The 10,316-nt window shown below is 63.4% G+C and carries 14 protein-coding genes and 1 tRNA gene; 5 read left to right on the top strand and 10 right to left on the bottom strand.

The genetic code is table 11. From position 1 onward, the window contains the following. Positions 1 to 285, top strand: a 285-nt coding sequence (locus LGN19_RS27845) for a hypothetical protein (protein WP_226218257.1), incomplete at its 5' end; no start/stop codon positions are given. 166 nt (positions 286 to 451) lie between these two features. Here LGN19_RS27845 and LGN19_RS27840 read toward each other — a convergent pair. Both LGN19_RS27840 and LGN19_RS27835 read right to left on the bottom strand, forming a co-directional pair. Then, positions 452 to 982 carry a cytochrome b gene (locus LGN19_RS27840; protein WP_226218254.1) on the bottom strand — a complete coding sequence of 177 codons (531 nt, stop codon included), beginning with the start codon at positions 980 to 982 and terminating at the stop codon, positions 452 to 454. Beyond that, positions 982 to 2,076, bottom strand: a complete 1,095-nt coding sequence (locus LGN19_RS27835) for a catalase family peroxidase (RefSeq protein WP_122944003.1) — start codon at positions 2,074 to 2,076, stop codon at positions 982 to 984. The genes LGN19_RS27840 and LGN19_RS27835 overlap by 1 nt, the downstream gene beginning before the upstream one ends. Before the next feature lie 156 nt (positions 2,077 to 2,232). On the opposite strand from LGN19_RS27835, the gene LGN19_RS27830 reads away from it, so the two are divergent. Then, positions 2,233 to 2,754, top strand: a complete 522-nt coding sequence (locus tag LGN19_RS27830; RefSeq protein WP_089449600.1) for a sigma-70 family RNA polymerase sigma factor — start codon at positions 2,233 to 2,235, stop codon at positions 2,752 to 2,754. Then, complete coding sequence (locus LGN19_RS27825) at positions 2,751 to 3,509, top strand: anti-sigma factor family protein (protein ID WP_226218252.1); 759 nt, start codon at positions 2,751 to 2,753, stop codon at positions 3,507 to 3,509. Before LGN19_RS27830 ends, LGN19_RS27825 begins: the two co-directional genes overlap by 4 nt. Before the next feature lie 805 nt (positions 3,510 to 4,314). Here LGN19_RS27825 and LGN19_RS27820 read toward each other — a convergent pair. The 6 genes from LGN19_RS27820 to LGN19_RS27795 all read right to left on the bottom strand — a co-directional run bounded on the left by LGN19_RS27820 (position 4,315) and on the right by LGN19_RS27795 (position 7,338). Further along, on the bottom strand, positions 4,315 to 4,632 hold the full coding sequence (locus tag LGN19_RS27820) for a hypothetical protein (protein ID WP_122944005.1): 318 nt from the start codon (positions 4,630 to 4,632) through the stop codon (positions 4,315 to 4,317). Between the two features lie 15 nt (positions 4,633 to 4,647). Further along, positions 4,648 to 5,559 (bottom strand): Imm72 family immunity protein, encoded by a 912-nt coding sequence (locus LGN19_RS27815; RefSeq protein ID WP_226218249.1) that lies wholly within the window; start codon positions 5,557 to 5,559, stop codon positions 4,648 to 4,650. A 37-nt stretch (positions 5,560 to 5,596) separates the two neighbouring features. Further along, on the bottom strand, positions 5,597 to 6,223 hold the full coding sequence (locus LGN19_RS27810; RefSeq protein WP_226218247.1) for a hypothetical protein: 627 nt from the start codon (positions 6,221 to 6,223) through the stop codon (positions 5,597 to 5,599). A 188-nt stretch (positions 6,224 to 6,411) separates the two neighbouring features. Then, positions 6,412 to 6,750, bottom strand: a complete 339-nt coding sequence (locus LGN19_RS27805) for a hypothetical protein (RefSeq protein ID WP_226218245.1) — start codon at positions 6,748 to 6,750, stop codon at positions 6,412 to 6,414. Beyond that, on the bottom strand, positions 6,747 to 7,058 hold the full coding sequence (locus LGN19_RS27800; protein WP_226218243.1) for an immunity 53 family protein: 312 nt from the start codon (positions 7,056 to 7,058) through the stop codon (positions 6,747 to 6,749). The genes LGN19_RS27805 and LGN19_RS27800 overlap by 4 nt, the downstream gene beginning before the upstream one ends. A gap of 25 nt (positions 7,059 to 7,083) precedes the next feature. Then, entirely contained in the window at positions 7,084 to 7,338 is a 255-nt protein-coding gene (locus tag LGN19_RS27795) for a hypothetical protein (RefSeq protein WP_122944010.1), read from the bottom strand. A gap of 587 nt (positions 7,339 to 7,925) precedes the next feature. On the opposite strand from LGN19_RS27795, the gene LGN19_RS27790 reads away from it, so the two are divergent. Both LGN19_RS27790 and LGN19_RS27785 read left to right on the top strand, forming a co-directional pair. Then, positions 7,926 to 8,002, top strand: a tRNA-Val gene (locus LGN19_RS27790). A 319-nt stretch (positions 8,003 to 8,321) separates the two neighbouring features. Further along, positions 8,322 to 8,825: a DUF2628 domain-containing protein gene (locus LGN19_RS27785; protein WP_226218242.1), complete on the top strand. Its 504-nt coding sequence runs from the start codon at positions 8,322 to 8,324 to the stop codon at positions 8,823 to 8,825. Positions 8,826 to 8,925: 100 nt separating this feature from the next. Here the strand turns inward: LGN19_RS27785 and LGN19_RS27780 are convergent, their stop codons facing one another. Together LGN19_RS27780 and LGN19_RS27775 are read right to left on the bottom strand one after the other, a co-directional pair. Further along, a complete protein-coding gene (locus tag LGN19_RS27780; RefSeq protein ID WP_122946570.1) occupies positions 8,926 to 9,807 on the bottom strand; it encodes a sigma-70 family RNA polymerase sigma factor in 882 nt (293 codons plus the stop codon). Continuing rightward, positions 9,807 to 10,283 carry a carboxymuconolactone decarboxylase family protein gene (locus tag LGN19_RS27775; RefSeq protein WP_226218240.1) on the bottom strand — a complete coding sequence of 159 codons (477 nt, stop codon included), beginning with the start codon at positions 10,281 to 10,283 and terminating at the stop codon, positions 9,807 to 9,809. The genes LGN19_RS27780 and LGN19_RS27775 overlap by 1 nt, the downstream gene beginning before the upstream one ends. Positions 10,284 to 10,316: the final 33 nt, after the last annotated feature.

The raw sequence follows: 10,316 nt of genomic DNA, 5'->3' as shown, positions 1-10,316 counted from the left end.
CCGAGGATCAGCTCGCTTCCATCAAGCGCCCACACTTATCGGCTGTTAATTTTTAAAGAGCATTTCTGCGAGGAACTTCGTGTTTCTCAGCAGCGCTGCGTTTTCAGCAGCAGAGAAGCGAGATTATCAACCGTTTTTTCAAACTCGTCAACAACTTTTTTAACTACTTCGTTGCGACGACTGCGGTTTAATTCCGTGTGCGCTGAAGTCATTAAAACCGACATCAACAGCACCGCTTCCCTTCTTTCCCCGCGCTGCGTTTCCGTTAGCGCGAAAGAGGCGTGATTCTAAGCACCAGTCCCGATCTACGCAACCCCTTTTGTGAAATTATTTTGACATGCGGTGTCGGGGGTCGCTGAACGTCTCCAGTGGTCATATATATGCGACACGGCAGCAGCAGTCTCGGTCGCCCGTGAACAGCCCTGCCGTATCGGACGCAACCCTCCGTCGCTCAACGCCCCACCATCGCCCTCACCACGCCGTCCCGTCGAATCAGCCCGTGATACAGCGCAGCGGCAAAGTGCGCGAGGAACGTCGCGAAGAACAGATACGCCAGCACCCGGTGCGCGACCCGGAGCCAGGCAAACGTCACCGGATCCGCCGCCACGATCGCCGGCAGCTGCACACCGTCGCCCAACGTCACCGGGTACCCGCCCGCCGACAGCATCGCCCACCCGATCAGCGGCATCGCTAGCATCAGCGCATACAGCACGAGATGCGACCCGTGCGCGGCAACCTTCTGCCACCACGGCAGATCCTCCGGCAACGCCGGCGGCTTCGACAGAACCCGCACCACGATCCGCACGCAAACCAGCACGAGCACGGCAATACCCAGAGGCTTGTGAATCGCCACCAAAAGCGCATGCCGCTCAGAAACAGACGCCACCATCCCCACTCCGATGAACAGCATCGCGATGATCATCGCCGCCATCACCCAGTGCAGCACCCGCGCCGGCAAGCTAAACGTCGTCGAAGCCTTCATCACCGTCCCTCCCCACTCAATCGCGCCACGCCTGCCACCCCGGCCTCTTCACTCGTGCGCCGCAGATACGAATCCGCATACGCGGCCGACCGCGCCGCCAGCAACGGATCCCCCGACACCTGAATCCCCTGCGGCAGCACCGTCGGGTCGTAATTCACATCCCGGCACGGGCCGCTGTCCTGCGCCTCCACGCGGTCGAGCACGAGCGTGCCCGCATCGATCGTCGTGCGCTGCGCGGGCCAGACCTTCGTTGCGTCGTCCACCGGGTCGCCAGGCTCCGCCAAGGTGACCAGCAGCTTCCACTTCTGCGCACCGGCCGCGATGCGCTGCGTCACGTCCTGCTGCAACACGTTCGGGTCCGCCGCCGTCGCGACGTCCCCCGCGCCGGCCGTCTGCTCCGGTACGACGCGCCACCGCACGGCCTGGCGCTTGCCGGCGGCATCGACGAAGTAGAACGCGTTCAATCCGTAATAGCTTTCGGTGACGTAGCTCGCGCTCGGCTTCGCACCTTTGATCCACTGAAGGAACGCACCCGTCTCCGGATGCGCGCCGAAAAACGCCTTCACCTTCGCCGGGTCGGGCTTGCCCGTCTTCGGATCGGGCCGGGTCGCCAGCAGTTGCGCGTAGAACGCCTGCGGCGTCGCGACCGGAAACACGGGCATCGCGTTCATCCCGGTGCGCCATTGCTCGCCATCGGGCGCGGTGAGCTTCAGCGCGAGGCTGCGGATCGGCACGCTGCTGTCGGGCGCATACGGATTCCCGCCCGGCAACGCGAAGCGCCCGACCACCGGCGTGCGCACCGCCTTGAAGAACGGCGCGACCGAATACGCGCTCGCGGCGCCGTTGCCTTCGAAGTAACCGGTCACGCACACGCCCTTCGCGTGATTGCGCCGAAAGCCCGGATGGATACCGCCACCGGCCGTCTGCAACGCATCGACGATCCGGTGCGGGGTCAGACGCGCCGGCGCGAGCCACCCGCCGACATACCCGAACGCGACAGCCACGCCGGCCACCGCGCCACCGATCGCGGCCCAGCGCCACCACCCGCGCCCGGGCTCGCGCTGCGGCGAAGAAGAGGAAGAAGATCGCTCCATGAATGTGCTCCCGACCGTCAGGTCATTGTCGAACCCGCGTAGGACGCCGCCTCCAGCGCTTTATTCCACGAAAATTTTTTTCCTATGCTGGTGGAATAAGCGGCGCCGACCGGCGTCTTACGCGGCATCTCGACCCATTCGGCAACCGGCCCGGCCATGCCCTCCACCGCCCTCGACGACGACGCGCTGCGCGAACTCATCCCCAGGCTGCGACGCTTCGCGCTCTGGCTCGCGCGCGATGTCCACGCGGCCGACGATCTCGTCCAGTCGACGCTCGAGCGCGCGTTGTCGCGCTGGACGAGCCGTCGCGACGACGCGTCGCTGCGCAGCTGGCTCTTCACGATCCTGTACCGGCAGTTCCTCGACGGGAAACGCAGCGCGAAGCGCTACGCGTGGCTGCTCGGGCGCATCCGCGACGACGACGAAGCGCACTGGCCATCCGCCGAACGCGAATTCGCAGCGCGCGCGACGCTCGAAGCATTCGGCCGACTCTCGGACGAGCAGCGCAGCCTGCTGCTGCTCGTCGCGGTCGAGGGCTTCACCTATCAGGAAGTCGCCAGCCTGCTCGACGTGCCGATCGGCACCGTGATGTCGCGGCTCTCCCGCGCGCGCCAGGCGCTGCGCCAGCTCAGCGACGGCGAGCTTCCCGCTCCTTCTCTCCGGTTGATGAAGAAATGAACACGCCACCGAACGAACACGACCTTCAGGCCTACGTCGACGGCCAGCTCGACGACGATGCGCGCGCCGCGGTCGAGCGCTTTCTCGCGCTGCATCCGGAGCGCGCGGAACAGGTGAAGCAATGGCAGCAGGATGCGCAGCGGTTGCGGGCTGCGCTCGAGAGCGTGCGGATGCCGGCGGATAACCCCGAGCTCGATCCGGCGGCGATTCGGGGACGGCGCGTGGAGCGCACGCGGATGCGGTTCGCGATGGCGGCTTCGTTCGTGTTCTGCGTCGGGCTGGGGACGCTGGGCGGCTGGCAGGCGCGCGGGTGGAACGCGCCGCCGCCCATCGCGCCGATGAGCGATGCGGTCGAGGCTTACCGGATGATGGTGGTCGATCAGACGGCGAAGGTCGATTACCGGCCGACGGGTGCGGGAGATTTGCAGGGATGGCTCACCCGGCGCGTGGGTGCGTCGGCGAAGCTGCCGGATTTGAGCGCGGCGGGGTTCAGGCCGGTCGGCGGACGGTTGTTCACAACCGACAGCGGCGCCACGGCTGCGATGGTGCTTTATGAGGACGCAGCCGGGCGGACGCTGAGCTTCTATATGCGCCCTGCGGAATCGAAACATCGGCTGCTGCCGGCCGGGCAACGCGTGGATGGCACGTTGCTGGCGCGATATGGGTCGGTGAACGGGCTCAACTATGCGGTGGTCGGGCCGGCCGGGAGCCTTGGGGAGAAAGCAGTCGTGCAGGCGCTCGACCAGCAGACTTGAGTGGTACGATGCGCGCCGCGCTGGCGGTCGGTGGTGGCCGCCAGCGCCTCGAACGACGCGGCTTCGCTGGCTTGGGCGTGCTCACGCTCACTTTTCGCCTGCACAGCGTTTCGACTGACTTTCCCGGTCGGTTGTCCACACCGGCGCCCTCACCCTTTTGGGTCACAGGGTTTCGAGTCGCCGCGGAACAGGATATCCACATCGATCATGTCGGCACCGCGCGCGGTCATCGGTCGCGCTCGCTCACCTTCGACCTGCACAGCGTTTCGGGTTGCTTTGGCGTGCGATATCCACAACCCGTGAGATAACGCGAACACCTGCGCCGAATTCGATTACCCTCACTCGCTGAATGCACAGGCCTTCGAGTGCTTTGACTTCTCGATATCCACAACGCATTCGATCACGACAGATCGCGCAAAAGCTTTCCGCATCCTCTGTTCCGTTCCGGAAAGGCCTTGCCAGACACGGCGTCCGGGCCGATTCATGTGGTCGAATGCAAGGCGCTCACCTGTTCGATGCACAGCGATTCGACTGATTGGGTGTGCGGGTTGTCCACACGTAGCCGCCGGCAGGCGCATGAAACGCGCTGCACCTTCCACATGTGCCCGCGTCGTCGAACCGGCAACCCGCCGTCCAGTCGTGCACTCGCGCATCCGGATCGGTTTGTCACGATCAGAATTCGCCCGGATCCGCGCCCTGCTTGCGATCCGGATGCACGCTCACCGCTTGCTTGCACAGCGTTTCTCGTTGTTTGGTGTCGCGGTTATCCACATACCAAGGATGACCACGTTCACCGCCTCCGAAGTCACTTGGTCAGATAAACCCCGAGAATCTCGCCGGTTTCCGGAGAAACGACATACTTGATCGACGTCCCGAGCGGACTCGCGTTGCCGAGCCCGCGCATGCCGGGCGGCATCTTCGCCAAGAACGTCACGCTGATGACGGCGTCCTCGGGCTTCGGATCGACCGTGGCGGCACTTGCGTCCTCGATGCAAATCTCGAAGTTGCGCAGATCCTGCCCGGTCTTCGCAAAATCCTCATAGGCGGCTTTCAGGCCAAGCAGCGTCGCGGTATTGAGCCGGACGGAACATCGATCGACCGCGCCGAAATTCAGCTTGCTCATGGTGTTCTCCAGGCATTACGGGTTCGGGCTCGTCTGCGGCACCAGCCGTGGCTCCAGGAAATACTGCGATTCGTCGGGAACGACGCCGTCCGCGTAACGCCGGTCTTCCCATAACAACCGCCAGCGCGCCCGGATGAACAATCCCCTGAGATCATCCCTGACGTGCGGTGCTCGAACGCCTCGAATGAAATAATTGAAGCAACCGTCGTTGCGTGCACTGCGCTTGAAGATCGGCAAGATACCCGGCCGCTTCGACCACTCGAAGACGACTGGCTCCCAGATGCCGTCGCACGGCACCTTCTGGCCGGTCTTGATCACCGGGCCCACGGCTTGCGGAACCTCGGGCAGATCCGCCGGAAACACCGGATACGCAAGCGTGTAGAAGCCCTGCTCATAGGCATGCGGGGACAGCAGCAGATCGGCCGAACGCAGCTCTGCCATATCGCCGAATCGATTGCCCGGGTCGAACGGCGCACGTTCCATCTGGTATTCCGATGCGTGCAGCAGTTGGGCCAGCGCGTCGATCTTCGGCGGGTATGGGGCAATCTGCCCACCGCGATCCCAGTAATCGGGATTAGGGTAGAAATACGCGTTCAGACGGTGATATTTCCAGAACACATCCTCGAAAGGCCCATCGCTCTTCCAGACACGCCGGTTCCCTCGGGCCAACTCGGTCAGCCCTCGATCGTAAGCCGCGAGAATCTCGGCGATGATTGGAAAGTGGGTGTCCTGAATGGCCTCCGGATCGCCATCGGGCCACGTGTTCACCGCATGCTCATACGCGTTCGCGAATCGCGCAAACGCGTCGCGCTTGCGCGTCCAGAGCGACAGGCTGCTCACGCGTTGAAGCAGCCAGAAAATCTTGCGCCGTTCCTCGTCGTCCGTCAGGCGGTCAGCCGGGTCGTCCTGCCAGATCGTGTCCGTCATCCTTGATCCTCGCGCAACGGTGCCGGTTGTCTGTCCATCATGATTGCGCCGTTGCGTTCACGTCGGTGTGGTCGTTGCCCAGGCCGCTGCGTTTCAACACCTCTCGCAGACACACCGGACACACGTACTCACCGGCGTCCCACAGCGTCATGAACGTGTCCCGCTCGTCGATCCGGAACGTCGATTCAACGATGTCGATATCCGGCCCGAACACCTTGCGCAAAAACGCTTCGTCAAACCAGTACGTGGATTCACCCTTCCCCCTGGCATCGATCACCCGCACGACGTGACAATCGCGGATCACGTCGATCGTCAGAATCGCCGTTTCGATATCCGGTGAGGCCCGCGTCGGCAAGATCAAGCCGTGAAGCTCGCATCGCGCGTAACGGCGAGGCCATTTCGCATTCGCCGAAACGACGGACGTATCGAACGCCTGCTCCTTCGTCGTCGGTTTATGCGGTGTCTCGCCGGAGCGCACCAGCAGTTCGTCCAGGCACGCCAGACACACATACGCGCGCAAGCGCTCCAGCGCCGCGATCTTCGGAAATGCGTTCACGTGTGCGACCCGATCGACAAAGGTCGCATCGACCTCGTGCTCGTCGAGCTCGGCACGCAGCATCCACATCTCCCGGGTGTATCTCGGCCGGTCGAGCGAGACCTTCACGAGTTCGCCGGGCGCACACTGCCCGCGCACCCTGATGTGGGCGGCAACGCCCGTCGACGTTGTCGCTGTCGAATCGTCGCCGTGCCGATGGCAAACTCTCGGTCCCATTACCTGCTCCCATTGCGAGCGCCGCTCGCGTCGCCCTGCTCTTTCTTCGGTTTCATCGCGTCGTGGAAAACGTCGATCAATCACACGCCGCAGTCGTGACGTTCGATGACGTACTGCCCCGGCCCGCGCCATGCGATCGAACGGTACGCGCTGCGAACGACGCCGATCTCCAGGTAATACTCGACGAGCGCCTGCGGGCTCCAGTCGCGGCCCGCGGAGAACAGCGCATCGAGATCGACGAGCGCGGCAACGAGGGCCTGGCGGTCGGTATCGTCCGCGATCGAACGTTCCCAGCGATCGGATCGTCGAGCGAAACCCAACTGCACCAGCACATCGGCAGTAGCCGCCACGTCGGTCACGACCACCGCAACGTGGCCGGCAATGTCCGTCACCAGCATCTCATTGACGGGTGTCTTCATCGATCGCTTCGCCCTTCGTCATTCCTTGCGCTCCCATCGATCCACTCGACCGCGAGCGCCAGCAGCTCGGGCAAATTGCCCGTGCCGCCGTAGCCGGCGAATTCGGCCTGGGTCGCGCGAACGGATATCCAGTCCGACTCGTCGCGCTCGATAGACAGATCGATCGCCTTGTCGGACGACGCGCCGGTGAGCTTCACCGTCCATCCCGGATTGTCGAGCGTGGCGATCTCGATGCCGTGCGCGTGTTCCCACACGCCATCGCAGCGCGATGCGTACCAGCGCTGCAGCGCAGTCAGTGAATCAATCATGTGCCTGTGCCTCCCATCATCCGACTCACGTCGTGGCGAGCCATCTGACGATCTCTTCGATGTCTTGGCGAGACAGCTTCCCGACGCGATCGACGAACACCCCGTAGTCGAGATCGAACTTCACGTTGAATCGCTCGCCTTTGTAGCGGCAACACAGGACATCGGCTTCCGGGATCGACACGCGTTGCTCGAACACGATATCGCCCGGATGTTGCTGCAACCGGTGTACGACGGCGTCGATATCGAGTGCGTCGAGCCGGGTCAACGAAGAATCGCTCATGTGTCGTGAGCCTGTGCGCCAGACCCTCGCATCCTGAATGCCGGCGATTCTACAGACACAGCGGCTCGCGCATTGTCCGATGCCCTCACAGCTTGCCGTTTCGTTTATCCGATCACTGCACGCAGTGCATATCCTGCACGGATCACAGTCGGCGGACTGTGCTTATCCAAGGGTGTTAACAGAGTTCGTATACATACGTAGTGATAGTTAACAAACCCTGTGCCTCACAGTGGATAACGTCCCTAAGCCCATGAATTCTCGACAGGAAGCAGAATGCATAACCTTGGGTGTGGCACGTGAACAGCTCCGTGGAGCACAGAACAACTTTTCGTCGATTCACAGCCGCGGCGACATATCCTCAATCGTTCCACTGTGAATCCAGAGGCTTATCGGACGGTTATCCAGAGGCCAATGTGGATAACCCCACAGCACATCGATACGTTTTGCTGTGATGCGAACAGGTGAAGCCAACGATCCCGGCACCGCGAGGCAACATCGATCGTCGGGCCCCGCACGCCCCAATTCAAAAAATTTTCACGAAAGGGCTTGTGCTCCTCAAAAACCCTCTCTATAATTCGCGGCTTCTTAGGCTCGTAGCTCAGTTGGTTAGAGCACCACCTTGACATGGTGGGGGTCGTTGGTTCGAATCCAATCGAGCCTACCAACGAACAAAATGAAGGGGTCTGGCAGCACAACTTGCCTACAGGCAATGCGGCTCGCCAACATACAAACGCCACGCGGCAACATCGCGTGGCGTTTTTCTTTTTCCGGCCGAAACAACGCATGTCGCCCCGATGCGTTGCGCGATCGATGGCATCGCATCCTTCCTCGCCGGCACCTCGACCTGCCATACGACGGACCCTGCACGGCAGGTAGAATCGTGTGCGACCGAAGCGGCTGCGCCGTATGCCGTTCGATCTTCACCGCATCCGAACCGAATCAAAACAACGACGCGCGATCCGCGCGACTGAGAGCACACGACCATGTCCGACGTCACGACCGCCACATCGTCCGCGAGCAACGACGAAATCGCCGCTTACGTCGGCAAGAAAGCCGCCTGGTTCGAGCGGAAATGGGAGATCGCCGCCTCGCGAAAGAACCGGCTGTCGTGGAACTGGGCAGCCTGTTTCCTGGGCCCGGTCTGGATGGCGTATCGCTCCATGTACTGGCAGGCGGCGGCCGTCCTTGGCGCGTCGCTCGCGATCACGCTGGTCGAGCTGCTGTTCTTCCCGAAATACTTCGAATCGAGCACGCTCGACCCGATCACGATCGGGATCGCGGTGTCGCTCGGCTGGTGCGGGAACAGCCTCTACAAGGCGCACGTCGAACGCCAGATCGAGAAGCTGCGCCCGAACGCCACGTCGCGCGAATCGTTTCTCGCGCTGCTCGAAGCGCAGGGCGGTACGAACTGGCTCGCGGCGGTCGGTTTCGCGGTGGCAACGCCGTTGCTCGGCTTCCTGATCTACATCGTGGCCGGGACGTATTGATCGCAGGAACCGGCGGCCGGTAAAGCAGGGCGGCAGGACGGGGAAAGGGCGCATCGCGGCCGTGCATGCGCACGACACCCGACGCGCGCTCCCGCCGCACTCAGTGCAGATGCTTCAACTTGTCAGGATTCCGCACGACATAGATCGCGACGATCTTCCCGTCCTCGATCTCGAGCGCCGTGGTCTGCAGCTCGCCGTCGGATTCCAGCGTGACGATGCCCGGCAGCCCGTTGATGAAGCCCGCGCGCACGAGCTTCGACCCATGCGTGGCGAACAGCTCGGCCAGATGCTCGTGCACTTTCATCACGCGCTCGAAGCCGAACACCGGCTTGCCGGCGGCCGAACGCTTGCCGCCGCCGTCCGAATGCAGGCTCACGTCCTCGGCGAGCATCGCGCCGAGCGCGCGCATGTCGCCACTGCGTGAGGCCGCGAAAAACGCTTCCGCCAATTCGATTCCGCGCTGCTTCTCGACATGGAACCGCGGCCGCGCCTCGCGCACATGCGTGCGGGCCCGCGCGGCGAGCTGCCGGCATGCGGCCGGGTCGCGCTGGATCGTCGTGGCCACTTCGTCGAACTCGACGCCGAACACGTCGTGCAGCAGGAACGCCGCGCGTTCGAGCGGCGAGAGCCGTTCGAGCGCGAGCAGCAGCGGCAGCGTGACATCTTCCTGTTCATCTTCCTCGACGACCGGCTCGGGCAGCCACGGGCCGACATAGGTCTCGCGCTGGTGCCGCGCGGACTTCAGCTGGTCGAGGCACATCCGCATCACCATCCGGCGCAGGAACGCTTCCGGTACGCGCACCTCGGTGCGGTCGACGTCCATCCAGCGGATGAACGCCTCCTGCACCATGTCCTCGGCATCCGCGACGGAACCGAGCATCCGGTACGCGACGCGGATCAGCGTGCGGCGCAGCGGGTCGAAGCTCGCGGCCGCATCGGCCCGTTCTTCGGCGCTGTCCCTGGCCGGGTCGAGGTTCGGCATCAGGCCACCATCTTCGCGGCGGCGGCCTTCGCGTCCGCCGGGTCGATCCACAATCCGAAGCCGACCGCGAGCCGGTTCCAGCCGTTGATCACGTTGATCATCAGCGTGAGTTTCACCTGTTCCTCCTGGCTGAAGTGGTCGTTCAACGCCGCGTAGGCCGCTTCGTGCGCCGCGTGGCCCTCCGACAGCCGCGTGAGTGCGTCGGTCCAGCCGAGTGCCGCGCGTTCGCGGTCGGTGTAGCAGGGCGCTTCGCGCCATGCAGACAGCAGGTAGATGCGCTGCTCGGTCTCGCCTTGTTCGCGTGCCTCGGCCGTGTGCATGTTAATGCAGTTCGCGCACGCGTTGATCTGCGATGCGCGGATCTTGACCAGCTCGATCAGCGTCGACTCGAGGCTCTGCGCGGCGGCGGCCGAGACGATCATCCAGTGCTTCATCAGGGCCGGCGCGGCGGCAAACGGATTGAGTTTCGCAGTCATGGTCCTTCTCCTTTCGTGTGGGTTCCGGTGATA

Origin of the sequence: Burkholderia sp. AU30198 (genome assembly GCF_020419825.1) — a bacterium.
Classification (GTDB): Bacteria; Pseudomonadota; Gammaproteobacteria; order Burkholderiales; family Burkholderiaceae; genus Burkholderia.
The sequence above is the reverse complement of the archived record's forward strand: the minus strand, read 5'-3'. Positions and strand labels throughout refer to the sequence as shown.